This is a genomic window from Hyphomicrobium sp., assembly GCF_035687085.1.
In the GTDB taxonomy this organism is placed as follows: Bacteria; Pseudomonadota; Alphaproteobacteria; order Rhizobiales; family Hyphomicrobiaceae; genus Hyphomicrobium_B.
The window spans coordinates 93,243-120,154 of sequence record NZ_DASRYS010000003.1; the positions used below are offsets into that span (position 1 = coordinate 93,243).

The window sequence follows — 26,912 nt, forward strand, 5'->3', positions numbered from 1 at the left end:
CCTGACCGCGCCCTGGGCTAGTCGCTTGTCAGCGGACTGCCCGTGTCTCGTGTGCGCGTTTCTGTTCTGCGTCATCTCAAGTTTTTGCGTTTGTAACCGGTTGGGACCGTCGTCCTCCGCCGCTGCGCCGTGCTCGTTTGCGCGCGTTGGCTGGAGCTCGATTGCGGCCGGGTAACCGCGGGCACCGGGGGGTGCACCGCCGCACGAAATGCGGCTCGAGAGGGAGCAATCGACGGATGTCTTGGACTGATGAGCGCGTGGACCTTTTAAAAAGGCTCTGGTCGGAAGGACTGAGCGCGAGCCAGATCGCAGGCCGCCTTGGAAGCGTGACGCGCAATGCCGTCATCGGCAAAGTGCATCGGCTTGGCCTATCCGGCCGGGCAACGACGTCACGCATGAAATCACACCGGCCCCGCACCCGGCTGGCCAACAACACGAAGCGCCCTGTGAAGCAGCGCTTCGCGCAGGCCGGAAATCCCGCCGTGCGGGCCCTCTATATGGACGCCGAAGCTTACGTGGCGCCTGCCGAGGAGATCGAAATTCCGGTCGCCGAAAGAAAAACCATTCAAACGCTCAGCGAGTGCAGCTGCCGCTGGCCGATCGGCGACCCGCAAACCTCTGAATTCCACTTCTGCGGCCGCGCCAAAGTGCCGTTGCTTCCCTATTGCGAAGTGCATGCCCGGCGCGCCTTCCAGCCCGTCGCACCGCGCCGCCGCGATCGCACGGACATCGAAACGCCGGTCAGCCTTCCGGCTCCGGCCATTGCAGGCACCGACCCGACCAAGCAGCGGGCCTGAGGTTTTACCCGTCGGCGTGCCGGGGGGCTTGGCCGATGGATGAAGAGAGAAAGCCAGCACGCGCGGGGGGCGAGTGCTGGCTTTCTTGTGTCCGCTCGAAAGCAATTGACCATTCCTCCGAGGCTGGGGCTGCCCGGCCCTCGCCCCGTGCTAATCTGGCCCCGAGGGTATCCGGCAATGGAGATTGCCAATGGCCAAGAACAAGCGCAGTGACGAAAAAGCCGGCGACCCGAGTTTCGATCCACTGACCGATCAGGCCGCGACCGTAGTTTCCAGACACGACGACGACCGGCGCGCCAAGGACCCGAAGGGCGGCCCCACTCCCGCGACCTTGCCCAAAGGCTATTCGCTCGATCCTCCGAACCTGCCCAAAGAGATCGATGATGCCGCCATGGCTTCGGGCGGCTATCCCTACGACAAGCGCATGAAGCGCGAGGAATACGAAACCACACTGCACACGCTTCAGATCGAGCTGATGAAGCTGCAGAAGCACAACCTCAAAACCGGCAACAGAATACTTTCGATTTACGAAGGCCGCGACGGCTCAGGCAAAAGCTCGTGCATCAAGGCCTTCAACGAGCACATGAACCCGCGCAACACGCGCACCGTCGCTCTCCCCAAGCCGACCGAAACCGAACGCGGTCAGCTCTACTTCCAGCGCTACACCAGCCACCTGCCGAGCGCGGGCGAAATCGTTCTCTTCGACCGCTCCTGGTACAACCGCGCCGGCGTCGAACGCGTGATGGGATTTTGCACGCCCGAGCAGCTCGCCGTCTTCCTCCGAGAGACGCCCCAGTTCGAAGGCCTGCTCGTTCGCGACGGCATCAAGCTCTTCAAGCATTATCTGACGATCGGCCGCGAGATGCAGCTGAAGCGCTTCTACGAGCGGGCGAAAGATCCCTTGAAGCAATGGAAGCTGTCACCCGTCGATCTCGCCTCGCTCGGCAAGTACGACGACTACACGCGCGCCGAAATCGACATGCTGCGCTTCACGCACACGGCGACCGCCCCTTGGACCATCATCCGCGCCAACGATCAGCGCCGCGCCCGGCTGGAGAGCATTCGCAACGTGCTGCTGGCGATCGATTACGAGGGACGTGACCTCGGCGCGATCGGCAAAGCCGATCCTCTCATCATCGGATCGGGGTCTGAATTCCTGTATGCGCCGGAAGCCGGACCGACGTGAGGCGAACGTCCTAGCGCACGAGCAGGATCGGCGTGCGCGCGACGACAGACGCCCGCGCCAGTTCGCGCCCGTCGGCCAGCGCCGCACCACCGAACACGCCAATGACGAGGCTCGGCCTCAACCGCGCGATGAACTCCGTCAGCGCGCCCGGCACGCCGAAGGTCGGCGCGGCCTCTTCGAAAATGATGGGCAGATTCGTTTCCGCCGCGAGCAGCCGGGAGTGCCCTTCGATTTCGGCATAGTCCTCTGCCGTATCGGCGGCGATCAAGATATGCACGGGTGCTTGCGGCGCTGAGAGCCGTTCCGCCGCCCTGAGCATCGATTGCAGCCGCTCAGCGTCTTCGACGATGACGACGACGCGCGACTGCTTCGAGCGCTGCTCGCCACAGAGCAAAAATCCCGTCGCGCCGCCGACGTTGGCAAGGAGGGTTCCGATGACGGTGTCGCTGCGCGCCGCCGGCATGCGCGCCAGCGCCACGATGTTCCAAGGCCCGCGCTCATCGCACATCTCCGAAATGCGATCGACCGCGTCGCCGGAGGCAAGGGTGTGGCGCACCTTCACGCCGTGCGCCGCACTGACCGTATCGACGGCGCGGCGGCAGCGCGTCATGAGAAGCTCGAAGCGCCGCTCATGCTCGGCGAAACCGTTCCGCTCAGGCGCCACGGCTTGACCGATCATCCGCACTGGGATGCCGACGGCCTCACGGGTGCTGCCATCGGAAACGACGACGGTTTCGATTTCCGCACCATAAGCGGCGGCAAGCCGAACCGGCGCTTCGAGACGCGACGGCGGATAGTTCGCCTCCGGATCGAGCCAAAGAACGACGCGGCCCGACAGCTCCGACGCCTCCGCGACGTGCGCGATCACGGCGCGGCACCGTCGGCGCGACGCGACAGCGCTTCGTTGAGATCGCTGGCCCGGATCTGCGATGCCGAATGATCGGCAGCAATGGCGTCGGCTTCCTGCAGAAGATGCAAAAGCGCAATGCCCGCGAGGGACACGCGCCCTCCTCCGCGGCGAACCGCATCCTTGTAGATCAGCGGCGCGACGGCGGCATTGAGGGGCCTAAGCCCATTGTCTAACGCCATGCGTGCTGCGCCCTTGGCGAAATCGGCTTCACTGAGCTCCGAAATCGGCACCGTGTCGGCAAGCTTCGCGACGTGCGGGAAATATCGCGCGAGGCCCGGTTCGATCGCCTCGAGCTTCGACCACGATTGCGCGTCCGCGATGATGACGATCGTTGCGAGCAGCGGAATGGGATCGGCTTTGATGCCGACACCGGCCGCGCTGATCGGCACGATCTCTTTGCTGCGGATGGCGGCGCTGAGCGCCAGCCACGCGCGCGGATCGGCTGCAAGTTTCCAAGCTTCGATGATGACGATGCCTGATCCCGCCCGCATCAGATCGCCGGGAAGAAGCACCGGAACGCCGAGCGCATCGCGGCTGATTTCGCCGACGAGATCCGCTGCAGAAGCATTCCGCGCCACAACAACGTGACTGCGCACGGAGGGATCGTAGAAATGCCCATCGTCGCAATCGAGCAGCACGGCGGGAATGTAACCTTCCACGCCGACGCCGCGAACGGCCGACGCGATGAACGCTTCCTCGATCGCATCGAGCGCCGCGGAGATGGCCGCGTTTTCAGGATAGAGTTTCTTGATGGCAGCAAGGCTCGGCCGCACGGCCCTGAGCGCCGTCTGCCGCAAAAGCGCATCGTGCTTCTCGCTGGCGCCGAATTCCGCCTCGGGTAGCATGGCAACGATCGACTGCAGTTCGTCCTCGAACGCCGTAATCTTGGCTTCGACGTTTCGCTTCAAGGCGTCGGGTAACGAGCGAAACACATCCGATTTGACGACGCGGCCCTCGTGCATCGGCGCCAGCACGTAGCCATCGAGAGATTTGACGACGGCGATGTTCTGCGCTTCCGCGCGCCGCCGCACCGGCTCGACCGCCTTTTCGCTGTGATAGCGCATTTCTTCCTCGAGCAGGTCGAGGCTGATGCGGTGCTCTTCGCTTTTGAGATAACGTTTAAAGGCAGCCCACGCCTTGCCCGTAGCCCCGCGCACCTCGCGCCTAAAACGCGCGCCCTCGCCGGGCGGCAGGACGAAACCCTTCGCGCGCGACGGCGCATCGTGATCGACGACGTAAATCCAATCGGGCGACGGCGACCGTTCGACATCCTTGCCGATCGACAAGGCGAGTTCGAGACGGCCCGTTCCAGGCTGACCCATGATGAGCAAATGTTCGCCGCGGCTTGCTTCAAGCGCCGTGCGAATTTTCGAAATCGCGGCCTTCTGGCCGAAGAAGTGGGTCTGCTCGATCGGCTTGATCGGCGCGAGATCCTTTGCGGGCTTCTCGTCTTTCGCTTGCGCCTCTTTCGTCTCGCCCGCCTCGGGCTTTGACGAGACGTCGGCTAAACGATCCGCGAGCCGGCTCGTCACCAGCGTCACGACATTGGTCGCGGCGTCCGCGGCGCCACGCTTCACGGCGCCCGCGGATTTCTCTACGGCTGCACTATCGTTCTCGACGGAAGGCGGTGTTTCAGCCTTCTTTTCGGATCTGCTGCGCCAGAAAACCATTCGCACGATCTCTCCCCTGGAGACTTACAGCTCTCGGCTGAACGTGTGTCGGGTAGCGAAGGCCGCCCCCGGCCGTCCGCTTGCAAGGGACTGTCGCACGGGCATAATGGCGGCACCATGACCGAGGCCGCGCCTTCCGCAACGAATCGATGCCCGCCTGATCTTCCTGGCGAAAAGACACGGGACTACGAGCGCGCCCGGACGATCCTGCGCGGCACGCAGCGGCTGCTGCGCGCGCTTGATTTCGAGAGCGTGAGCGAGGTCTCGCTCGCCAACGGCCGGCGAGCCGACATCCTCGGCATCCGCCACAACGGCGAGATCTGGATCGTTGAAATCAAGTCGAGCATTGCCGACTTCCGTGCCGATCAGAAATGGCCCGAGTACCGCGATTACTGCGACGCGCTTCTCTTCGCAGTCGCGCCCGACTTCCCAACCGAGATTCTGCCGGTCGATACCGGGTTGATTCTGGCGGACGCTTATGCGGGAGAAATGGTGCGGACCCCACCGCAGCATCCGTTGACGGCAGCGCGACGGAAGGCGGTAACGATTGCGCTCGCACGCACGGCCTCGATGCGGCTGCACGCCGAGCGCGATCCGGGTTTCGGATTGGAATGAAGGCTAAGCGCGACGCTTTATTTCGGCGCGCGCTTGGCGAGAATGCGCTGCAGCGTACGGCGATGCATGTTCAGCCGCCGCGCCGTTTCCGAGACGTTGCGATTGCAAAGCTCGTAGACGCGCTGGATGTGTTCCCACCGCACGCGGTCGGCCGACATCGGGTTCTCGGGCGGCGGCGCCTTCGAATCCGTCGGCGCGAGAAGCGCGTCCGTGACATCGTCGGCATCGGCGGGCTTGGCGAGATAATCGACCGCGCCGAGCTTCACGGCCGAAACGGCGGTCGCGATGTTGCCGTAGCCGGTGAGAACGATCGCGCGCGCATCGGGCCGCGCCTTCGCGAGTTCGGCGATGACATCCAGTCCGGAGCCATCTTCGAGACGCATGTCGACAACGGCGAACGCCGGCGCCTTTTCGCGGATGAGATCGACGCCTTCGGCAACGGAGTGGCCGAAACGAACCTCGAAGCCGCGAAGCTCCATGGCGCGCGCCAATCGTTGCAAGAATGACCTGTCGTCGTCGATGATGACCAACGAGCGGTCGGCCGGCAATTCATCCTGTTTGAATGACAGGTCTTCGGTAACCAAAGGAGCCTCCCGGGGCACTTCTTATCCGTCGCTAATTAAGGACGGGTCATATTCCAACGCGGCCTACCCGGCTGCAACCCCTTAAGCAAGCAAAAAGCCTCCCAAAAGGTTACTATCAGAGCAAAAAAAGCCCCGCGCTTCGTGCCAAAAAGAGCGCTTATGCCACTTTCGTCGCCGAAGCACGCCGTCCGGGCCATTGGAAAGCGCCCGGCGGCAGCTCGAAAGCGGTTCTTGGCCATGAGATCTGGACTTGGGCGCCGTGGCGGGGCGGCGTCTGGTTGGAAAAGGTCACCGTCGCGCCGGAACGCTCCAAAAGGGTCTTGGCGATGAAGAGCCCTAGCCCCAATCCCGAGTGGCCCTGATCGCCCTTGTCCTCGAAGCGCCGCGTCGTGACGTAGGGCTCGCCGATGCTGTCCATCATCTCTGGCGCAAAGCCCGGACCGTCATCCGTGATCGAGAAAAAGACATGCGAGCCGTTCCAGCGGGCCGTGATCTGCACCTCCGAGTTCGCAAAGCTCACCGCGTTCTCGATGAGATTGCCAAGACCGTAGATGACGCCGGGACGGCGATGCGCGACGGGCTCGATGCGCACCTCGTCGTCGAGGCCGGGCAACGGACTGGCGGATATGATGATGCGCTTGCCCGCATTCTTGTGCGCCGCCGAAGCCTCCTCCAAGAGTTCAACGACGCTGAGGCTCGCGTGCATCGGGTCTTGCTCGTCGGGCTTGCGTGTGAGCTTCTGCAAAATTTCGCGGCAGCGCCGGGCCTGACTGTGAAGAAGCTGCAGATCCTCCTTGTAGCGGCTGTCGCTGCCGAGTTCGTGCTCGAGTTCCTTCGCGACGAGGGCGATCGTCGACAGGGGCGTGCCGAGTTCATGCGCGGCAGCCGCCGCCAGTCCGTCAAGCGCATGCAGCCGCTGCTCGCTGGCAAGCACCATGTCGGTTGCCGCGAGCGCCGCCGACATCTGCCGCGACTCCTTATTCAATCGCCACGTAAAAAAGGCCATGAAGACCATCGACGCGATCATGGCCAGCAGCAGGCCGATTTTGTAATCGGTCGGAAGTTGGAAACGCGTTCCCTCCCGCCACGGCAACGGATAGTGAAAATCGAGAAGCAAGATGCCGATCGCGATCACGGCCGCGCCAAGGAAGACGGTGTAGCGTGCCGGCAGTGTCGCGGCCGCGACCGTGACAGGTGCGACGAGCAGAACCGAGAACGGGTTTTGAATGCCGCCGGTCAAATAGAGTAGGCCGGCAAGCTGCAGGACGTCATAGACGAGAAGGCTGAGTGCGAGCCGCGTGCTCAGCCGGTAGCGCACCGGGAAGCGGATCGACAGGAAGACATTCAGCCACGCCGACATGGCGATGAGAACGAGACAACTTCCAATGTTGAGCGGGAAGCCGTAAAGGAGCGTGACCGCCGCGATGGCGGCGAGCTGGCCGAGCACGGCCATCCAACGAAGACGAACGCTCGTCATGAGTCGAAGCTGACTCTCGCGTTCGTTTACGATGCCCTTCAGGACTGGCGCGGCGGCGCTCTCAGTAGGCATACTCATGGATCGATGAATCCGGGTTCGAAGTCGTGACCGCAAGCCGCATATCGCTCGCGCTTGCACGCCTGCATTAGAAAGCCGACATCTAGTCAGCTTAGCTGCATTCTTACCCAAAGGGCGACGGAGACATCAAGCTCATGAACCGCACGACGATTGGAATGGTCTTCGCAGGCCTTCTGACAGGCGCCGCTCTTGGCTTTATTGCGCTTAAAGTTCCGTCTCCGGTAGTGAATTCTGAAGTCCAGGTCACCGGCAAGCCAGCCGTTGGCGGACCGTTCAGCCTCGTCGATCAAAATGGGAAGCAAGTAACCGACAAGGATTTCCTTGGACGGTATATGCTCGTTTTCTTCGGCTTTACGAATTGTCCCGATATCTGCCCTGCCGGCCTCCAGGTGATGACGGCTGCGCTCGACAAGCTTGGCGATCGCGCCTCCGAGGTCACGCCGGTCTTCATCACGCTCGACCCGGCGCAAGACACGCGCGAGCGGATGGCGGAGTACGCAAAGAGCTTCCATCCGCGCCTCGTCGCTTTGACAGGAAGCGAAGCGGATATCGCATCGACGGCGAAAGCCTATCGCGTGTTCTATCAGAAAGTTCCTGACGACAAGGATCCATCGCGCTACAGCATCGACCACTCTGCGATCTTCTACTTGATGGGCAAGGACGGAACGCTGCTCGCACCGATCCCGCACACGAACGACGTTGATCAACTCGCAACCGCGATCGACAAAGCAATTCATTAAACAATCGCGGCGATTCGTTCCTGAGACCGGCATGCCACACATTCACATGCTGCAGCCGCCGCTCAAAAGAATGCAGCTGGAGCAACGGGGCGAACCTTGTTAGGTCATGTTAGTGCTGTATTGATCCGGCACACGCTATCGGCACTTCGTTGCATCGATCAGATGCGCGTCGGCTTGAGGGGGCAGAGCGCATGAGGATCATGAATGGACATCGCGCCATCGACCTGAGTTCAAAAACGCGATCGGTTCGCCTCGAGGACATTGGCGCACAAGTCGAAGTCAGACGTCATCCCGGAGCACGCCGTTTGACATTGCGCGTCAGCCGCACGCGCCGCGCGGTGATCGTCACGCTTCCACTTCAGTGCGACCTCGACGAAGCAGGCACGTTCCTCAATCGTCATATCGATTGGGTTCGCGCCAGGCTCGACAGCCTTCCAAACCACGTGCCCTTCGAACATGGCGCCGCGATGCCGCTGCGTGGCGTGCCGCACGCGATTACGTTCACGGGCAACAAGCGCACGCGCTTGATCTCGATCAACGCCCGCCAGTCTGGCCGTCCCACGATCATCGTCCCCGGAGACGAAGAGTGCGCACCCAAAAGGCTGACTCGTTTTCTCTTCGATGAAGCCAAGCGCGATCTCACGGTCAGCGTCGCAAAGTACGCGCGTCCCTTAGCCGTGAAGGCAACCCGCATCGCCATCCGCGATCAGACGAGCCGCTGGGGCTCGTGCTCGACGACGGGCGCGCTGTCCTTTTCATGGCGTCTCGTTCTCGCACCGCCCTTCGTGCTCGACTACGTCGCAGCGCACGAAGTCGCTCATCTCTTGGAAATGAACCACGGTCCGAATTTCTGGGCGCTCGTCAAAAAGATCTGCCCGGAATTCGAAACCGCCAAGCAGTGGCTGCAGGTTCTGGGCCCCGATCTCCATCGCTATGGACCCGCGCACGGCGAGTCCGCAGCCTGACCTTAAATTCGCTTATTCGACGGGCGTGATGTCCTTGAGCGCATCGCCCGTCGCGGCCTTTACCTCACCCGGCAAAGTCGCCACCGCGCGAGCGATGAAGCTCTCGTCGATCCGAGCCGGCGCATGATCTTGCGATGCCGGTAACGCGCGCGCATTCTCAGCAATCGCTTTCAACACTGCCGGCCCCGCCTTCGCATCGCGCCTTGAAGGCGATGCCAGAGTTTCACTCGCTTCGACGACCCGCGGCGGCCGCGCGGCGCTGGCAGTAGGCACGAGCGGATTGATGCCGAAGTCGGCCGCGTCCTCGCCCGCGCTCGCCATCACGGTTCCGGGCAGCGGTTCCGATGGGAGACCTTCGTGCGCGACGCGCATGATCTGCTTCCAGATTTCGGCCGGAAGCGTGCCCCCAGTGGTGCGGTTCATCGGCTTGCCGTTATCGTTGCCGACCCAAACACCAGCGGTCAGATGGCTCGTGTAGCCGATGAACCAGGCGTCGCGGAAATCCTGCGTGGTTCCGGTCTTACCCGCCACCGGCTGATCGGGAAGCGCCGCGCGCTTGCCCGTGCCGTAGACGACCGCGGCATTCAACATGTCGTTCAAAGCGCCGAGCCGGTCCGCTTCCGCAATCCTGTGATCCTTGACCGGGGCAGGCATCTCGAACAACACGCGGCCAGAGCCCGTCGATACCTTCACGATGATGTGCGGCTCGACGACGTCGCCGCCGTTCGAGAAGGCGGTGTAGGCACCCGCGATCTCAAGAAGGCTCACTTCGGAAGTCCCGAGCGCAAGCGCCGGACCTTCGCGCAAATCCGATTTGATGCCGAGGCGAACGGCAAGATCAGCCGCCTTGCCACGTCCGATATCCTGATTGAGCCGCACGGCAACGGTGTTGACCGATTGCGCCAGCGCACGCCTGAGCGTGATCGGCCCGGCATACTCGTTCTTGTCGTTCTTCGGCGACCAGCCGCCGATGGTGATCGGCGCGTCGTCGATGATCGTGTCCGGCGAGATGCCCCGCTGCAGCGCTGCGAGATAGACGAATGGCTTGAACGCGGATCCGGGCTGACGCTTCGCCTTTGTCGCGCGATTGAACTGGCTGTCACCGTAATCGCGGCCGCCGACGAGCGCGCGGATACCGCCGTCGCGATCGAGCACGGCCACCGCCGCCTGACTTGCGCCCAGCGCCGCACCCTTTTTCGCCAAGCTGTCGGCGACGATCTCCTGCGCGCGATGCTGCAGGGTCTTGTCGATCGTCGTCTCGACGACGAGGTCGATGTCGTCTGCTCCCGTGATCGACTGCAGCTGCTCGAGAACGTAATCGCCGACGTAGCCGGCGTCCGTCGCCGCCTTCGCGATCTTCTGCTCGTTGAAAACGAGCGTCTGCGCTAAGGCCTGCGTCTCCTGCTCCTCAGTGATGAAGCCAGCGTCAAACATTTTGCCGATGACGACGCGCGCCCGCGCACGCGCGGCGCCCGGGCTCGCCGCCGGCGAGTATTTGGAGGGCGCCTTGAGCAGGCCCGCGATCAGCGCCGCTTCCGGCAACGTCAGCTCGCGCGTGGGCTTGTCGAAATACTTCCGGCTCGCGGCTTCCACGCCCCAAGCGCCGCCGCCGAAGTAGACCTGATTGAGATAGAGCTCGAGGATCTCGGGCTTGGAGAGGCGAACCTCGAGCCAGAACGCAAGGCCCAGTTCCGCGATCTTTCGCGTCAGCGTCCGGTCCTGCGTGAGAAACAGGTTCTTCGCCAGCTGCTGCGTCAGCGTCGAGCCGCCCTGCGCAAAGCGCCCCGCCCGCAAGTTCGCGAACATCGCGCGGATCATGCCGGCCGGATCGACGCCGTAATGATCGAAGAACCGGCGATCCTCCGTCGCCACAACCGCGGCTGGAACGAGCTTGCCCAGTTGTTCGAGGGGAACGTACTCACGGGGCGCGCCGCGCTCCGTCAGCACCGAGCCATCGCGCGCCAGGATGCGGACCAGCGGCGTATGCGCCGAATTGCGGATGGCAAGCGGATCGGGAAAGACGACGGTGTAGTAGACCATCATGACCGCGAAGGTCAGGGCCAGCACGCCAGAGCCGAGCACCGCTGCGCTGAGCGCCAGCCGGTGCTTGAGACTGAGCCTCGCCAAAAGGCCGCGCCGCGGCGGAGCAGGCCCGGCCAATGCCTGCGGCTGCGGGGGGCGCAAATGCAGGTTGACGAAATCGGACGGTTCTTCATCGCGCCGGAAGGCCTGTTCGGCGACCGATTGAAAGGAGCCGGGCAGCGTTGGGCCTGGTTCGGGCGCGGGCGCGCGCCGTCCGCCGAGCAGCATCCCGCGGAGCAGCCACAGAGCAAAACGCAAGGCTGCAGCGATAGCGCGCAACACGTCAAAACCTCGAACCGCGGAATTTTGCCCCTGGGGCCCCGCCGGACCAAAAACCTGGGAGGAGATGCGGAGGATCTCTCCCGCTACTGACTATCAAACTTTGGCTAAGGTCGCGTTAAACCCGGCGGCATGGCCCCCTCTCGAGGCAACGCAAAGCCGCAATCGCTGCAAAAAAGTACCGCCTGATAAGGGAAACGATATGCCCCGTAGTATCCGACTGCAGGCCCAGCCATAGTGTAATGAATCTCTTTAGGAAAGCTGATGTCTGCTTCTGCCGCGGGTGAACTGGCCAACTACAAGGACGTGCTACTCGTCTTAGGCACGGCAGGCGTTGTCGTGCCGGTGCTCCACCGCTTCGGCGTCAGCACGATCCTCGCCTTCCTTCTCACCGGAGCGTTCCTCAGTCCGGGCGGCCTTGGCGCCCTCACAGCCTACGTCCCTCAGATTTCCTGGCTAACGATTACCGATCCAGAGCGATTATCGAAGTTTGCGGAATGGGGCATCGTTTTCCTTCTCTTCATTATCGGCCTTGAACTTTCCTTCGAGCGCCTCTCGACCATGCGGCGGCTCGTCTTTGGCCTGGGCGGGTTGCAGGTCGTCGTATCCGCCGCGGTCATTGCATTGGGTGCCTATGCGTTCGGCCAGCCGCCGGTTGTATCGATCGTCATCGGCGCCGCTCTCTGCCTGTCATCGACGGCAATCGTCATCGAACTCTTGGCCTCGCAGAAGCGGCTCGCCACCTCCGTCGGACGAACGACTTTCTCAATCCTGCTGCTGCAAGATTTGGCTGTCGTCCCGATCCTCATTCTCATCAGCCTGCTTCAGCCGGGCCATGAGGCATCGATTGTCTTGGGCATTTTGACGGCGCTGGCCCAGGCGGCTATCGCGCTGATCATTATCCTGGGCGTTGGCCGCTTTCTGCTGCAGCCGCTTTTCCGGGTTGTTGCACAAACTCACAACGCCGACCTTTTCATCGCCGCAACCCTGTTCGTTGCCGTCAGCACCGCCTTCGTGACTGCCGCCGCCGGCCTGTCGATGGCGCTTGGAGCCTTCGTCGCCGGCCTCCTGCTCGCAGAGACCGAATACCGCCGCGCGGTGCAGGCCACCATCGAGCCCATCAAGTCGCTGCTGCTCGGCGTGTTCTTCTTCTCCGTCGGATCTCAGATCGACATCCACGCGCTGATATCCGAGCCCGCCGCGATCCTCGCCACGACGGTCGGACTAATCACGGTGCAGGCTGCCATCATCTATGGCCTGGCTCGGCTCTTCAGGATCTCGCGATCGGCCTCCATTGAATCGGCGGCGCTGCTTGCTCCGTGCGGCGAGTTCGCTTTCGTGATCCTGACGCTCGCCTACGCGTCCAAGCTCATTGAGCATGACGTGATGACCATTCTGCTCACCACCGTGTCGATCACCATGGCGCTGATCCCCGCCTGCGCCAAGGTCGGCCGCATGATCGCCAAGCGCTATGTCCCGCCGGTTGCAGTCGATCCGGCGTTGACGGTGACGCCCGTGACCGATGGCAACGTCAAAGCTCTCGTCGTCGGCTACGGCCGCGTCGGACAGCTGATCGGTGACATGCTGGCCGAGCACAACATCTCCTACATCGCCGTCGACCGCGCGCCCAATCTCGTTGCCAATGCGCGCCAGGAAGGCAAGCCCGTCTTTTTCGGTGACGTGACGTATGCCGAATTCCTTGAGCATTGCGGTCTCGACACCGCCAAGGCCGCCATCATCACGATCCATAAGGAAGCCGAAATCGACGCCATCGTGAAAACGATCCGCGCGCGGCATCCAAACCTCCTCATCGTCTCGCGCGCCAAGGATGCTGCCCACGCCCGCCATCTCTACGAGATCGGCGTCAACGATGCGGTGCCCGAAACGATCGAGGCGAGCCTTCAGCTCTCCGAAGCAGCCCTCGTAGGCCTCGGCGTTCCAACCGGCCCGGTCATTGCGTCCATTCACGAGAAGCGCGACGAATTCCGCACCGAGCTGCAAGGTGCGGCGAAGAAGGCGGGAACTGAGACGCGCGCGCTTCCCGGCCGCAAACGCATCTAGGAAAACGCTGTTTTCGACGCACGCGAACGATCGCCTCTTGTGCCGGAACCAGTCGCTCCCACATCACGTTCCTGAATGAGCGAGGTGACGGAGGCAGATGCCGGCGATGTTCGAACGCATGAATGAGGCACGTTTCGGCGAGCGCCGGTTTGGAGAGGCGTCATCGCCTAAGCTCCAGCCGGGCGAGTTCGACGCGAGCTTCGCGCGCATCGAAGCCTTGGCGAAGATGCTGGACAGCGCCATTCGCATTCCCGGCACCAACATCGTCATGGGCGCGGATGCCGTGCTCGGCCTGGTGCCGGTGATCGGCGATGCCATTTCAGGCGCCATCGCGAGCTATATCATCTGGGAAGCCCGCCGCCTCGGCGCCCCGCGCTGGCTCATCGCCCGCATGGCCATGAACACGACGATCGATACCGTCGTCGGCGCCGTGCCCGTTTTCGGTGACCTGTTTGACGTCGCCCACAAATCGAACCTGAAGAACGTCTCGCTTCTGAAGCGCCACGCCGAAAAGAACGCCGCCCGCTACGGCCGGCGCACCATCGAGACGACTTACACCGTCAGCTGACGAACGCCACTCGTCATCCCGGCCGCAGCGTAGCGGAGAGCCGGGACCCAGCCCAGCATCCAACCCACTGTCATCCTCGGCTTCATGCCGAGGATCCATTTCACAGCGGGCACCGTCGATGCGGAACGATGGATCCTCGGGACAAGCCCGACGATGACATGTTGACGGGCCCGGGGACGACAGCCTCGGCCCATATCTCTCATAACGTCATCCCGGCGGAGGCCGGGATCCACGACAACGGGCAGCGCATTCTCGCGTGCTGTCCGCTCCGAACAACCGCATCTGCCGTTTTGCTGATGCTTGTTCTGGGTACCGGCGAGCCGAGGCCAAAGGTGTGGAGCTACGCGCGGTCGGATTCCCCTCCCCTTGACGGGGAGGGGTTAGGGGCGGGGTGAACACAGCATTGCGTTGGCGCCGCCCGTAAGCGCGCGGGTCCCCATCCACTACCTGTCATCCCGGCCGCAGCGTAGCGGAGAGCCGGGACCCAGCCCAGCATCCAACCCACTGTCATCCTCGGCTTTATGCCGAGGATCCAGCGGGCAGCGAACCCTTCTGCTCAATGGGTCCCGGGTCTCGCAAGAAGGCTCGCCCGGGATGACACCTGATGAGCTAACAGCCAATGCGGATTCCCCTCCCCTTGACGGGGAGGGGTTAGGAGTGGGGTGAACGCCGCGTGCGCGGAAGCCGCCCGAGTAAGATCACTGGCCCAGATCCCACACCTGTCATCCCGGCCGCAGCGTAGCGGAGAGCCGGGACCCAGGGACAATGACGAGGTGGAAAGAGCAGGTACAGCCGCCGCAAAACGCGGCGGCATATCATCAGATATCGAGGTTCGAGACGTTGAGCGCGTTGTCCTGAATGAACTCGCGCCGCGGTTCGACGACGTCGCCCATCAGCTTGGAGAAGATCTCGTCGGCTTCCGAGAGATCGCCGACCTTCACCTGCAGCAGCGTCCGCGCATCCGGATCGAGCGTCGTCTCCCACAGCTGCTCGGGGTTCATCTCGCCCAAACCTTTGTAGCGTTGCAGGTCGAGTCCCTTGCGGCCGACCTCATAGACGGCATTGAGCAGCGAACGCGGACCCGTGATGATCTCCGTCTTGTCCTTGCGCTTCAGCTTCGCCGGCGTGTTGTAGACTTCCTGCAGATGCTCGTGCCGCTCGTTGAGGCGGCGCGCATCGAGCGAACCGAGCAGCGCCCGGTCGAGCGTGTGCACCTCGGTAACGCCGCGAACCTCGCGCTTGAAAACGTAGCCGTCGTTGCCGTAGCGGCCTTCCCAGCCCGTCTCCATCTCTTCCGCAATGGAATCGAGACGCTGCGCGATGCGGTTGGCAATCGCCTCGGCGCGCGTCGCATCCGGCGTCGACAGGATCGAAGCATCGAACACGCCGCCGATTGCGCCCTGCTCGACGACGTTCCGGTTGTAGCGCGAATGAAGACCATTGATGGCGCCGGCCACCTGCCGCGCCTGTTCGACGATCTCACGCAAGTCCCGCCCGGCGCGCTCGGTCCCATCGCCCGTGACGAGCACGGCATCGACGAGACCTTGGTCGATCAAATAATCCTCGAGCGCCCGTTCGTCCTTCAGATACGAATGCGTCTTGCCCTTCGCCACTTTGTAGAGCGGCGGCTGCGCGATGTAGACGTGGCCCTGCTCAACGAGTTCCGGCATCTGCCGGTAGAAGAACGTCAACAGCAGCGTGCGAATGTGCGCGCCGTCGACGTCGGCGTCCGTCATGATGATGATCTTGTGATAGCGCAGCTTGTCGAGCTTGAACTCGTCGCGTCCGATGCCGGTGCCCAGCGCTGCGATGATGTTCGTCACCTGCTCCGACGACAGCATCTTGTCGGTGCGCGCACGCTCGACGTTCAAGATCTTACCTCGGATCGGCAGCACGGCCTGGAACTCGCGCTTGCGGCCCTGCTTCGCCGAACCGCCTGCCGAGTCGCCTTCGACGATGAACATTTCCGTCTTCGACGCGTCGCGATCCTGGCACTCGGCGAGGCCGCCCGGCAGACGCAGACCATCGAGCGCACCCTTGCGCCGCGTGAGATCGCGCGCCTTGCGTGCCGCCTCGCGGGCGAGCGCCGCCTCCACGATCTTGCCGACAATGATCTTGGCTTCCTTCGGATGCTCTTCGAACCACGCGCCGAGCTGATCGCTAACCGCCGATTCCACGACCGGCTTCACTTCCGACGAAACGAGCTTGTCCTTCGTCTGCGAGGAGAACTTCGGATCGGGCACCTTCACCGACAGCACGCACGTCAAACCCTCGCGCGCGTCATCGCCCGAAAGCGTGACCTTCTCCTTCTTTGCCAGCCCCGTCTCGTCGGCGTACTTGTTGACGATACGCGTGAGCGCGCTGCGGAAACCCGCCAAATGCGTGCCGCCGTCGCGCTGCGGAATGTTGTTCGTGAATGTCAGCACCGTCTCGTGATAGCTGTCGTTCCACCAGAGCGCCGCTTCGACGGTGATGCCGTCCTTCTCGCCATGGATCATGATCGGCTCGGGAAGCGCCGACGATTTCGAGCGATCGAGAAAGCGCACGAACGCGGCCGTGCCGCCCGTGTAATTGAATTCCTGACGCTTCACATCGGCGTGGCGCGCGTCGATCAAAACGATCTTCGCGCCCGAGTTCAGGAACGCGAGTTCGCGCAAGCGATGCTCGAGCGTCGCGAAATCGAACTCGGTCACGTTGTGGAACGTCTCGGTGCTCGGCAGGAACGACACTTCCGTGCCGCGCTCTTCGCCGGCATCGCCGATGACTTTCAACGGCGCCACCGCGTTGCCGTTGTGGAACTCGATGAGATGTTCTTTGCCTTCGCGCCAGATGCGGCAGCGGAGCCAGGTCGACAGCGCGTTGACGACGGACACGCCGACGCCGTGCAGACCGCCCGAAACCTTGTACGAATTCTGGTCGAACTTGCCGCCCGCGTGCAGTTCCGTGAACACGATCTCGGCAGCCGAACGCTTCGGCACCTGATCGTCGTCACGCTTGATGCCCGTCGGAATGCCGCGGCCATCGTCGCGCACCGTGCACGATCCATCGGGGTTCAGCGTCACCGTGCAAGCATGCGCATGGCCCGCCAGAACCTCGTCGATGGCGTTGTCCACGACCTCGTAGATCATGTGATGGAGACCCGACCCGTCGTCGGTGTCGCCGATGTACATTCCGGGACGTTTGCGAACCGCGTCGAGGCCCTTCAGCATCTTGATGCTGTCTTCGCCGTATTCCTCCGGCGCAGGGGTTTTCTTGAGCGGTTGAGCGTTCATTTTGGGGCTTTCTCAGCGGACGGAATTCAAGTGGTTTTTTGTACCACAAACCGGCCCGGAAAGCCCGAAAAATCGACAGAAACAGCGGTCAAAAAACCTTTTGTTTTCAGTCTTTTGGATGTGGCCGTTTGTCCCGTTACGCGGCCTTAAGGAAGGGGTGTGATCTTTCCCTCTTCCACCCCCCAGAATCGCGCATTTTCGCGCAAGGCCGAGAAGGCGTCAGCGTCCGTCCCGGTCATCCACGCCTGCGCGCCGAGCCGCAGGATTTCGGCAAAGAGCGCTGCCCGCCGGTGCACGTCGAGATGCGCGGTGATCTCATCGAGAAGCAGGATCGGCGCAGCGCCCTCCTGCCGCTCGGTCAAGAGCTCCGCATGCGCCAGCACGAGACCCAGCAGCAGCGCCTTCTGCTCGCCTGTCGAACACTGCCGCGCCTCCAGCGCCTTCGGGCCGTGCTCGACGATGAGATCGGAGCGATGCGGCCCATCGAGCGTGCGTCCCGCCGCGCGGTCGCGTTCGCGCGTTTCCCGCAGCACCTGTGCATAAGCGTCTTCCGCTTCGATGGCCGAAAGCCGCTTGAGATCGTCCTCGATGGTACCGGCGAGCCGGAACGACGACCACGGGAACGCGGAATTGGGATCGCGCGCGCGCCGCTTCTCGACGATGGCCGCCATCGCCGCCACGGCTTCGAGACGTGCAGCAGCGACAGCGACGCCCGTCTCCGCCATCACCTGCTCGAAGCCCGAAAGCTGCGCGTTGTCGCGCACGCCGTCGGACAGCAGACGGTTGCGGCTCGTCATCGCCCGCTCGAATCGTCCCGCGATCGTGCGATAGCTGTGGTCGAAACAGAGGATGAGCCGGTCGAGAAAGCGCCGCCGCTCGGATGCAGGCCCCGTGAAGAGCCCGTCCATCGCCGGCGTCACCCAGACGATTTCGAGATAGTCCGCCAGCACGCCCGAGCCCGACTGTGCCGCGCCGTCGATGCGCACGATACGGCCCGAACGTCCATCCGCCCGCGCGCCGGACCCAGCGCCCGCAGCTAACCCCGTGCCGATGTCAGCCGGACCCGCAAGGGTATGCGCGTGCGCGGCAACCGCGAAACTGCCGTCGCCCCCAGCGCGCGCCAGATCAACGAACGGCACGCGCCGCAAGCCCGTACCCGGCGAAAGCAACGACAGCGCTTCAAGCAGATTGGTCTTGCCCGACCCGTTCGCGCCGACGATCACCTGCGGCCGCGCGTCCGTCGAAACGCTCGCCGAAACATAACTCCGAAAATTCGTCAGCGTCAGCCGCTCGACCCATAGAGCGAGGCTCATTCCCCTCCCCCTTGCGGGGAGGGGTTAGGGGTGGGGGTAAGCTCACCAGCGCGCCCCTCGAGTACCCCGGCAATCACATCCATGACGCCATCGATGTTCGTCACCACGTCCATATTCATAAATCGAAGGACCATAAAGCCCTGGCTCTCCAGGTAGCCTTGCCGGCACCGATCGCTTTCAATCTGGTCATCGGTGGCATGTGTAGCTCCATCGACTTCGACAATCAGCCGATGGGACAGGCAGGCGAAGTCCGCAATGAAATGGTCGATTGGCACCTGCCTGCGGAACTTCCAACCAAGCGCCTTAACGATCGTAACCGATACCAAAGCTTACGCTCTGCTGCAGTAGCGTGGTTCCGAAGTTCGCGGGCGCGCACGTTCGCCAACTAAGCTTTCAACTCCGATGATCGTCACCCCACCCCTAACCCCTCCCCGCCAAGGGGAGGGAGATTCTTCGTCGATGGATCAAACCCGCATCGGCATGAGGACATAAAGCGCGCTGCCGTCGGAGCCGTCGCGCACCATCGTTGGCGAGCCGGGATCGGCCAGCAGAAACCGCGCGTCTTCGCTTTCCAGCTGATCGGCGATGTCGAGCAGGTAGCGCGCGTTAAAGCCGATCTCGAGCGGACCCGAGGTATAGCCGACGTCGATTTCTTCCGTCGCGCTGCCGCCTTCAGGATTGTTCACCGTCAGGATCAGCTTGTCCTTGCCGACGTTGAGCTTCACGGCACGACCGCGCTCGCTCGCAATCGTCGACACGCGATCGACCGCGCTCTTGAACGACGCGTTCGGGACCTTCATTTCCTTGTCGTTGTTGTGCGGAATGACACGGCCGTAATCGGGGAATGTGCCGTCGATCAGTTTCGACGTCAGCACGACAGGCCCGATCTCGAACCGCACCTTCGTTTGCGACACGCCGACTTTCACTTTCGCGCTCGTGTCTTCGAGAAGGCGCGCGAGTTCATGCACGGTCTTCCTCGGCACGATGACGCCCGGCATCCCTGCTGCACCGGCGGGCAGCGGTAGCTCCACTTGCGCCAAGCGGTGACCGTCGGTGGCGACGGCGCGCAGCGTCTTCACGCCGTCCGTCTCAGCCGGATGCAGATAGATGCCGTTGAGATAGTAGCGCGTCTCTTCCGTCGAGATCGCAAAGCGCGTCTTGTCGATGAGCCGCTTCAGGTCGCCGGCTTCCATCGTGAACTCGTGGCCGATCTCGCCGACCGCGAGATCCGGGAAGTCGTCGGCAGCGAGCGTCTGCAGGCTGAAACGCGAATGACCCGACGTGATCGTCAGGCGCTCCTTGTCGCCGTCGCGCTTCATCTCGATCTGAGCGCCATCGGGAAGCTTGCGCACGATGTCGTGCAGAACGTGCGCGGGAACGGTCAGCGTACCGGGCGTCGAAACGCTGGCGCCGACGCTCTCGCTCACCTCGCGTTCAAGGTCCGTCGCCTTGAACATCAGGACGTCGCCCGTCGCCTTCAGCATGATGTTCGACAGGATCGGTATCGTCGTGCGGCGTTCGACGACGCTCGTAACGTGGCTTAGCGCCTTCAAGAGTTCCCCACGTTCGATCTCGAGACGCATATCTATCCTCAGCATTGACTATGGAATTGCGCGTGGAATGGCGGCCTGAACACGCCGTGGCATCACGCGCGAGAAACGGTTGGCCCGAGGCGAACGGAATCGCCCGCGGAGCCGGATCAGAGCCGAAACATGGCATCTTTTCAAGCAAGATGTATTGGCTAGCCCAGAACGGGCCGCAAACGGCGCGCAATCCGGCAAATGTCAGGCCCAGCGCCTAGCCAGAACAGCCCAAAATTCGCAACGTGAGCGCGCAAAGGGCCCACACGGCAAGGCCGGCACTCCGGGGGAGGTGTGCCGGCCCTACATCGCATCAGGCCGCGAGGGGTGACGTCGCGGTCAGTGGTTGAGAAGCCGCTTCAGCTCCTCAAGCTCGTCTCCGAGGTTCGGATTCTTGCTGATTTCGCCTTCGATCTTGCGGATCGCATGCAGAACGGTCGTGTGATCGCGCCCGCCGAACCGGCGGCCGATTTCCGGCAGCGACCGCGCCGTCAGATGCTTGGCGAGGTACATGCCGATCTGGCGCGGCCAGACGACGGAACGATGACGGCGCTGCGACAGCAGATCACCCTTCGACACGCCGTAATGGCGCGAAATGATCCGCAGGATGTCCTCGATCTTGATCCGCCGCGGCTCGAGGTTCTGCACGAGATCGCGAATGACCGTCTCGGCGATGTCGAGCGTGATCGGCGTGCGCATATACTGCCACGTCGCATAAAGGCGCGTCACGGCGCCTTCGAGCTCGCGGCCGTTCTCGGTGAGCTTCGACGCGAGCAGATCGATGACATCGCGCGACAGCGAGAACGACGGGTCCGCCGCACGCTTCTCGGCAAGGCGCTTGTCGAGCACCTTGAGGCGAAGCTCGTGATCGAGTGATTGCAGCTCCGTGACGAGACCGCGCTGCAGCCGCGACCGCATGCGCTCGTTGAGACGCTCGATCTGGTTCGGCGAGCGGGCCGACGCCACGACCACCTGCTTGCCGCCATCGAGCAGCGCGTTGATGATGTGATCGAACTCCTGCTCCGTCCGTTCGCCCTGCAGGAACTCGAGATCGTCGATCAGCAGCATGTTGATGTTGCGGAAGCGTTCCTTGAAGGCCAGCGGATCGGAAGAGCGGAGCGCTTCGACGAATTGATAGCGGAAGCGTTCAGCCGTCAGATAGAGAACCTGAGCGTTCGGCGCGCGCTTCTTCACTTCCCAAGCGATGGCGTGGAGAAGATGGCTTTTGCCGAGGCCAACCTGCGAGTGGATGTAGAGCGGGTTGTAGCCGGGCGCGCCCGACAGAACCGTTTCGGCGACCTGCGTGGCACCCGCATGCGCCATGCGGTTCGAAGCGCCGACGACGAAGCTTTCAAACGTATAGCGCGGATCGAGCGGCGAGCCTTCGAGGCCGCCGGCCGACGTCCGCTGCACCGGCAGGGACGGCGCGCGCAATGCTGCAGCCGGACGCTGCGGAAGCTCGGTATTGTGTGCAGGCTGCGGCGCCGCCTGCTGAGCGTTCACCGCTTCGGCGGGACGCGGCTCACCCGGCCGCTGCGCGATTGCGCCCGGCTGGCGCCAGATCACTTCAACGCGCTCGACCGTCGCGAATTCGACGCGCGAACAGTGCAGCAGATGGTCCGAATAATGCTCCTGGATCCAGTTGCGCACGAATTTGACAGGGACCGAAACCTTCAGCATGCGGCCGTCGAAGCTTTCGAACTCGAGGCTCTTGAACCAGCTCGAATAGACCTCTTCACCGAGCTGCACCTTGAGCATGGCGCGGACCTTCTGGCCGCGGCCCTCTACAGCGGCCGTAGGTGACTGCGTGACCTGCCCACTGCCCGCGTCCTGCGACTCTGCTTTTTGTGCTGCCTGCATAGTGTGTACTCCCCGCTAATTACGCGGGACGCCTAAAAGCGTCCCCCCTCTCCATCGCCCGGCGTAAGCCCTCTGCCGTGCGATGCCGTCTATGCCGTCTCTCTAGCCTTGCACCCAATCGAGCCCGGCAAACTTCCAACCGGAAACTCGGCCCCGATGCTGGCTTGAGTCCAATGGTCCCTCAAAACCCTCCTCAACATTGCGGCAACGGCTATACCCCGCCGCTGTCATCTGCTCTGCAGCCATCCGGCTGCGGCCGCCTGAGCGGCAAATGAAGAAAATTTCGGTGCTCTTAAGGGCACCTTTGGCAGCCAGCGCTGCGTCGAGCCGTTGCGCGAAATCAGGAACGATCCGGCTGTCAGGAAACGTCTGCCATTCCATCAGCAGAACCTCCCGCTGGATCTTGGAAAGATCCGGGATACCCACAAACGCCCACTCGGCACGTGTACGAACATCCACAAGCACAGCTGTCGGATCGGCTTTGAGACGCTCCCAAGTTTCGAGAACGGGAACGTCCTCGATGCCGGAAGCTTCCAACTTATCCACTGATCCCCTCACGCCTTACGCAGTACCGATAAAGACCTACTCAAGTTTTCCCCAGGGTCGCCCTAGAGAATCCTCATCTGTTCCGTGCGAAGCGCAAGCAACGCCGAAGACAAACGCAGGTCTTTATCTATTTTGACGATGCATCACGTGGCCAAATCTACTGACCAGCGAATGCTACGCTCGCCGAACTTACCTGTGCGAACGACCGCTTTTACCCCGCTGCCATCCACTGGAAATTTACTATCGCTTAACCTTCTCCCCGACAAGCGCCCCCAACCCCGAATTTGGCCGTCCAGAGAGAAGAAAAGTTGTCCACAGGTACTGGTGACAATGTGAGTCACTTCGCAACCCCTGTGAATAAACCGCCTGACTCTCTCGGGTTTTTCTCCCTCCAATTCACAGCCGAAGCAGCGATCGTCGCACCGTCACGCAACCGTCATTTTTTTTGAAACCCGCCCTGCCGCCTCAGCGGGGCTGTCGCAGGTCTGGGCGGATGAATCCTGCGATTGGCCGGATTCCAGAGGCTTACCGGGGCAAAAAAAGAGCGGGTCCGAAAAGGAGCCCGCTCTTTACCGATGCGAATATGCAACAGGGAGGAAAATTGCCCCTGTTATTCACATGTCCTGTTAGGCGCTCATGGCCTTGACACGTGCCGTAAGCCTGGAAACCTTCCGGCTGGCCGTCCGCTTGTGCATGATGCCCTTCTGGGCGCTGCGAATGAGCGTGGGCTCGGCGGCGGCGAGAGCAGCCTTCGCCTTATCGGCGTCGCCCGACTTGATCGCCTCTTCCACAGCGCGAACTTCCGTCTTCACGCGCGAGTGGCGGCTCTTGTTAATCTCAGTCCGGCGGATCATCTGGCGCGTGGCTTTTTTCGCCGACGACGTGTTAGCCATAGGTTGTCCTTACGTTGCTACGAATACGCCCGCGCGTTAGCGATGAGCTAGGCGAGGCGGCGGGTTGAAGAAATCTCTCGTCGGCCCGGGATTGTCAGTCCAGGCACACGGTTTGCGGGGGGTATAGCTGGCCGCAAGGCATCGGTCAATGAAGCCGAGCAGCCCAAACGCCCGATTTCTGGCGAATTCCAGTGGCACCGCCCGTTAACGCTTCCCATATCGTTTGCAGGAAGCCCGATCCTCTATATGACGGAAGTTCGGCACCTTGGGGGAACACGAGAAAATGTTGACTTGGACCGGATGGCTGTTTGCCCTGCTGGCAGCAGTTATTGCGACGATCCTGGCCACGGCCGCCGGCCAGCCGATGCTGCAAATGGCAGCTGTAGCTGCCGTCGCCATCGCCATTAGCCTCTTGGCTGTCCGCGATCACCAGAAGCTGAAGGATTCCGGCGCGCCCGCAAGCGCCGTCGCCAGCTCGAGCGCCCGATACTTCGCGCTGATCTGGGCATGGGGCGCGCTCGCAATCCTGATCACCTACCTCTTCATCATCGAGCAACGCTGGCCCGAGTGGTGGCAGTTTTTCCTGGGGTTCGCCTTCGCAGCATTGGCGAGCCTCGGGTTCGGCTTCATGCTCGACCGCGATCGCGCGTCGGGCAATGACGACCTCACCCTCGTCAAATTCGGCCGCATCCTCGTCAAGGTGCAGGTGGTGGGCATGGCCGCCGGCGTCATCAGTCTCTTCATCGACGGCAAATTCCCGCGCCCCGAAACCTATGCCGACTGGGCCGGCTGCAACATCTTCTTCTTCGGCGCCCTCGCCATCGCTGCGATCAGCCTCGATGCGTTGAGGTCGCCCGCCTACGCCTGACAGCATAGACGAACCGCTGCACCGGATTTTGATTGAGATGACCTTGCGCCCACCGCTTCCATGGCTGCTGCTAACGCTCGCAGCCGCTCTCATCGCGATGTATCTGTCCGCAAGGGCCGTGTTGAAGGCTGAAGCGGCGATGGCCGCGGCGATGTTCGCGGTGATCGTCATTTCGGCCGCGATCCGCACGAACGCTCCGATATGGCGGCGCGAACCCGGGATCGCTCAACCAGCGCCGCGCGAGGCGCTGCTCGGAACGACCCGGCTTGTGATGCTCGCCTATCTCTGGTGCGCGATCGCGTTCTTCGCGATCTATCTCGGCACCAACACGCGCTGGCAGCACGGCTGGCAATATGGGACCGCCATGCTGCTCATCGCATCAGCGCACGGATACTATCTCTCACGGCTCGCCGATCCAGCCGACCCGCTGTCGAGCCCGCGAGCCGTCGACCTCATGGTGAAACTGGCGGCCTATCAGGCTTTCGCCATCGGCGGCGGCCTCGTCTGGCTTATCGCATCGGGGAAACTCGCGACCCTGAAAGGCGATTGGGCGGCGAACCAATTGTTCCTTGCAGGCGGCTTCGCCGTGATCTGCCTCAGCGCCATCATTGTCAAAACGCACAGCGTTCTGGCCGAGCGTCACGCCGCGAACTGACCTCCCGGCGCGATAGGCGAGTGTCTCAGCGCTGACAGCGCGGACAATAGAACGTTGCGCGGCCCGAATGGACGGCGCGCCGGATCTCACCGCCGCAACCCGCCGTATGGCAGGCCGACCCAGCGCGATCATAAACCCCGAACCGCTCTTGGAATTCGCCGCGACGGCCGTCGGCATGCCGGTAGTCGCGAAGCGTCGAGCCACCGGCCTCGATCGCGCGCTCGAGCACGTCGCGGATCGCCGGCACCAGCCGGATCGCCCGGTCCGTCGGAGCACCGCGCCGGTCAGCCAGGCTCCGCGCCGCCCGGTTCGGCGACAGCCCCGCTTGGAACAGCGCTTCCGACACGTAGATGTTGCCAAGCCCCGCGATGACGTGCTGGTCCATCAGGAAGGCCTTCAAGTTCACCTTCCGGCTCATCGCCTTCGCGGCGAGATAATCAGCCGTCAGCTCTTCGCCTAAGGGCTCCGCGCCGAGCTCGCGAAAAAGCGGATGCTGCAAGCGCTCCGCCCGCGCCATCATCACCATGAAGCCGAACCGGCGCGGATCGTTGTAGACGACGCGCGTGCCCCCCGAGAGATGGAAAACAACGTGATCGTGCGTCGGGTCCGGCCCCACGCCGTAGGCGTAATGCCCCGGCGTATCGGCTTGACCCTCGTGCATGATCGTGAAGCGCCCGGTCATGCCGAGATGCATCACGAGGTCTTCCCCGCCCGATAGCGACGCGATCAGGTACTTCGCGCGCCTCTCGAGCCCGACGACCGACTGCCCAGCAACGCGCTTGGCGAAATTATCAGGGAAGGGAAACCGCAAATCCGGACGCCGCGCTTCGAGCGAGGCCACCCGCTTGCCGACGAGCACGGGCGCGAGGCCCCGTCGAACGGTTTCGACCTCCGGAAGTTCGGGCATGACGCAAAATACCTGGCATTGAGGATGAGACGAGCCGACGATAGCGCGCTGGCGCGCGAACGGCTATGCTGCGGATATGGATCAGAATTCCCAAACTGCAAGTCAGCAAAATGCCCATGGCGCGGGCGCCAGCCCCAGTGCGAGTACGGGCTCAAGCACGGGCGGCAACACCGCCTCCTTCGGCTTCCGCGCCGTCCCCGAGACCGAGCGCCAGGGCCTAGTCAACAAGGTGTTTGCCTCGGTCGCCGGCCGCTATGACCTCATGAACGACCTGATGTCAGGTGGCCTGCACCGGTTGTGGAAGCGCGAACTCATCACGCTGCTGAACCCGCCGCGCGGCGCCACACCGTTCAAGCTGCTCGACGTGGCGGGCGGCACCGGCGACATCGCCATGCGCTACGCCAAGGACAGCGGCCCGAACGCCACCGCCGTCATCTGCGACATCTCTCCTGAGATGCTCGAGGTCGGCCGCCGCCGCATCGCCGATGCGGGCCTCGAAAGCCGCATCCAGTGCATCGAAGGCAACGCCGAGGAATTGCCCTTCGCGAACAACAGCTTCGACGCCTACACGATCGCCTTCGGCATTCGCAACGTGACCCACATCGATCGCGCGCTCGCCGAAGCCTACCGCGTGCTGAAGCCCGGCGGCCGCTTCCTTTGCCTGGAATTCTCCGAATGCCGGGTCCCGGTTCTTGACCGGCTCTACGATTTTCACTCCTTCGAGGTGATCCCGCGACTTGGCCAGCTGGCCGCCGGAGACGCGGACTCCTACCGCTATCTCGCGGAAAGCATTCGCCGCTTCCCGCCCCAGGAGAAGTTCGCCGGCCTCGTGCGGAACGCCGGGTTCTCCCGCGTCACTCACCGGGATCTGACCGGCGGCATCGCCGCCATCCACGGCGGCTGGAAGATCTGAGCCGGGGGGCAAACAGTGTTCTGACGATCGCGTCATAACTTAACCCGATTGACGCGGAGCGCGACCGTTCATAGCTTTCCCATCGGGAAGGGA

Annotated in this window: 22 protein-coding genes and 1 pseudogene; 10 read left to right on the forward strand and 13 right to left on the reverse strand. The window is 62.9% G+C overall.

What is annotated here, in order from left to right; all coding sequences use genetic code 11:
* The first annotated feature begins 236 nt into the window (after window positions 1–236).
* Window positions 237–797, forward strand: coding sequence for a GcrA family cell cycle regulator (locus VFG26_RS03240; protein ID WP_325022168.1), 561 nt, complete (start codon window positions 237–239; stop codon window positions 795–797).
* Between the two features lie 190 nt (window positions 798–987).
* On the forward strand, window positions 988–1,983 hold the full coding sequence (gene ppk2, locus VFG26_RS03245; protein WP_325022169.1) for a polyphosphate kinase 2: 996 nt from the start codon (window positions 988–990) through the stop codon (window positions 1,981–1,983).
* Window positions 1,984–1,993: 10 nt separating this feature from the next.
* Here ppk2 and VFG26_RS03250 read toward each other — a convergent pair whose 3' ends face one another.
* Window positions 1,994–2,851, reverse strand: a complete 858-nt coding sequence (locus tag VFG26_RS03250) for a hypothetical protein (protein WP_325022171.1) — start codon at window positions 2,849–2,851, stop codon at window positions 1,994–1,996.
* On the reverse strand, window positions 2,848–4,563 hold the full coding sequence (locus tag VFG26_RS03255) for an AAA family ATPase (RefSeq protein WP_325022173.1): 1,716 nt from the start codon (window positions 4,561–4,563) through the stop codon (window positions 2,848–2,850). Before VFG26_RS03255 ends, VFG26_RS03250 begins: the two co-directional genes overlap by 4 nt.
* Before the next feature lie 117 nt (window positions 4,564–4,680).
* Between VFG26_RS03255 and VFG26_RS03260 the strand changes: the two genes are divergently transcribed.
* The gene (locus VFG26_RS03260; RefSeq protein ID WP_325022175.1) at window positions 4,681–5,178 is read left to right on the forward strand and encodes an MmcB family DNA repair protein; all 498 of its coding nucleotides are present in this window, start codon (window positions 4,681–4,683) and stop codon (window positions 5,176–5,178) included.
* A gap of 17 nt (window positions 5,179–5,195) precedes the next feature.
* Here VFG26_RS03260 and VFG26_RS03265 read toward each other — a convergent pair whose 3' ends face one another.
* Window positions 5,196–5,762: an ActR/PrrA/RegA family redox response regulator transcription factor gene (locus tag VFG26_RS03265; protein WP_325022177.1), complete on the reverse strand. Its 567-nt coding sequence runs from the start codon at window positions 5,760–5,762 to the stop codon at window positions 5,196–5,198.
* 157 nt (window positions 5,763–5,919) lie between these two features.
* Window positions 5,920–7,317, reverse strand: a complete 1,398-nt coding sequence (locus VFG26_RS03270) for an ActS/PrrB/RegB family redox-sensitive histidine kinase (RefSeq protein WP_325022179.1) — start codon at window positions 7,315–7,317, stop codon at window positions 5,920–5,922.
* Window positions 7,318–7,451: 134 nt separating this feature from the next.
* Here VFG26_RS03270 and VFG26_RS03275 point away from each other — a divergent pair, with 134 nt between their 5' ends.
* Both VFG26_RS03275 and VFG26_RS03280 read left to right on the forward strand, forming a co-directional pair.
* Window positions 7,452–8,057 (forward strand): SCO family protein, encoded by a 606-nt coding sequence (locus VFG26_RS03275; RefSeq protein WP_325022181.1) that lies wholly within the window; start codon window positions 7,452–7,454, stop codon window positions 8,055–8,057.
* A gap of 191 nt (window positions 8,058–8,248) precedes the next feature.
* Window positions 8,249–9,022: a SprT family zinc-dependent metalloprotease gene (locus tag VFG26_RS03280; protein ID WP_325022184.1), complete on the forward strand. Its 774-nt coding sequence runs from the start codon at window positions 8,249–8,251 to the stop codon at window positions 9,020–9,022.
* 12 nt (window positions 9,023–9,034) lie between these two features.
* Here the strand turns inward: VFG26_RS03280 and VFG26_RS03285 are convergent, their stop codons facing one another.
* Complete coding sequence (locus VFG26_RS03285; protein ID WP_325022187.1) at window positions 9,035–11,386, reverse strand: PBP1A family penicillin-binding protein; 2,352 nt, start codon at window positions 11,384–11,386, stop codon at window positions 9,035–9,037.
* Between the two features lie 261 nt (window positions 11,387–11,647).
* Here VFG26_RS03285 and VFG26_RS03290 point away from each other — a divergent pair, with 261 nt between their 5' ends.
* On the forward strand, window positions 11,648–13,444 hold the full coding sequence (locus VFG26_RS03290; RefSeq protein WP_325022189.1) for a cation:proton antiporter: 1,797 nt from the start codon (window positions 11,648–11,650) through the stop codon (window positions 13,442–13,444).
* Window positions 13,445–13,562: 118 nt separating this feature from the next.
* Window positions 13,563–14,012: a DUF4112 domain-containing protein gene (locus VFG26_RS03295; RefSeq protein ID WP_325022191.1), complete on the forward strand. Its 450-nt coding sequence runs from the start codon at window positions 13,563–13,565 to the stop codon at window positions 14,010–14,012.
* An 818-nt stretch (window positions 14,013–14,830) separates the two neighbouring features.
* On the opposite strand, the gene gyrB is transcribed toward VFG26_RS03295, so the two are convergent.
* The 7 genes and pseudogenes from gyrB to rpsT all read right to left on the reverse strand — a co-directional run bounded on the left by gyrB (window position 14,831) and on the right by rpsT (window position 23,476).
* The gene (gene gyrB, locus VFG26_RS03300; RefSeq protein WP_325022193.1) at window positions 14,831–17,284 is read right to left on the reverse strand and encodes a DNA topoisomerase (ATP-hydrolyzing) subunit B; all 2,454 of its coding nucleotides are present in this window, start codon (window positions 17,282–17,284) and stop codon (window positions 14,831–14,833) included.
* 146 nt (window positions 17,285–17,430) lie between these two features.
* Window positions 17,431–18,597 (reverse strand): DNA replication/repair protein RecF, encoded by a 1,167-nt coding sequence (recF, locus tag VFG26_RS03305; RefSeq protein ID WP_325022196.1) that lies wholly within the window; start codon window positions 18,595–18,597, stop codon window positions 17,431–17,433.
* Window positions 18,594–18,973 (reverse strand): annotated as a pseudogene (locus VFG26_RS03310) (endonuclease domain-containing protein). Before VFG26_RS03310 ends, recF begins: the two are co-directional and overlap by 4 nt.
* Before the next feature lie 88 nt (window positions 18,974–19,061).
* Window positions 19,062–20,180 (reverse strand): DNA polymerase III subunit beta, encoded by a 1,119-nt coding sequence (gene dnaN / locus VFG26_RS03320; protein WP_325022199.1) that lies wholly within the window; start codon window positions 20,178–20,180, stop codon window positions 19,062–19,064.
* 336 nt (window positions 20,181–20,516) lie between these two features.
* On the reverse strand, window positions 20,517–21,935 hold the full coding sequence (gene dnaA / locus VFG26_RS03325; protein ID WP_414653255.1) for a chromosomal replication initiator protein DnaA: 1,419 nt from the start codon (window positions 21,933–21,935) through the stop codon (window positions 20,517–20,519).
* A gap of 204 nt (window positions 21,936–22,139) precedes the next feature.
* Window positions 22,140–22,583, reverse strand: coding sequence for a rhodanese-like domain-containing protein (locus VFG26_RS03330; protein ID WP_325022204.1), 444 nt, complete (start codon window positions 22,581–22,583; stop codon window positions 22,140–22,142).
* Between the two features lie 626 nt (window positions 22,584–23,209).
* Window positions 23,210–23,476: a 30S ribosomal protein S20 gene (gene rpsT / locus VFG26_RS03335; protein WP_325022206.1), complete on the reverse strand. Its 267-nt coding sequence runs from the start codon at window positions 23,474–23,476 to the stop codon at window positions 23,210–23,212.
* A gap of 283 nt (window positions 23,477–23,759) precedes the next feature.
* On the opposite strand from rpsT, the gene VFG26_RS03340 reads away from it, so the two are divergent.
* Both VFG26_RS03340 and VFG26_RS03345 read left to right on the forward strand, forming a co-directional pair.
* On the forward strand, window positions 23,760–24,344 hold the full coding sequence (locus VFG26_RS03340; protein ID WP_325022208.1) for a hypothetical protein: 585 nt from the start codon (window positions 23,760–23,762) through the stop codon (window positions 24,342–24,344).
* Window positions 24,345–24,381: 37 nt separating this feature from the next.
* A complete protein-coding gene (locus VFG26_RS03345; RefSeq protein ID WP_325022210.1) occupies window positions 24,382–24,999 on the forward strand; it encodes a hypothetical protein in 618 nt (205 codons plus the stop codon).
* Window positions 25,000–25,024: 25 nt separating this feature from the next.
* Here VFG26_RS03345 and mutM read toward each other — a convergent pair whose 3' ends face one another.
* Window positions 25,025–25,906: a bifunctional DNA-formamidopyrimidine glycosylase/DNA-(apurinic or apyrimidinic site) lyase gene (gene mutM, locus VFG26_RS03350; RefSeq protein ID WP_325022212.1), complete on the reverse strand. Its 882-nt coding sequence runs from the start codon at window positions 25,904–25,906 to the stop codon at window positions 25,025–25,027.
* Window positions 25,907–25,982: 76 nt separating this feature from the next.
* On the opposite strand from mutM, the gene ubiE reads away from it, so the two are divergent.
* Entirely contained in the window at window positions 25,983–26,819 is an 837-nt protein-coding gene (gene ubiE, locus VFG26_RS03355; protein ID WP_325022214.1) for a bifunctional demethylmenaquinone methyltransferase/2-methoxy-6-polyprenyl-1,4-benzoquinol methylase UbiE, read from the forward strand.
* Window positions 26,820–26,912: the final 93 nt, after the last annotated feature.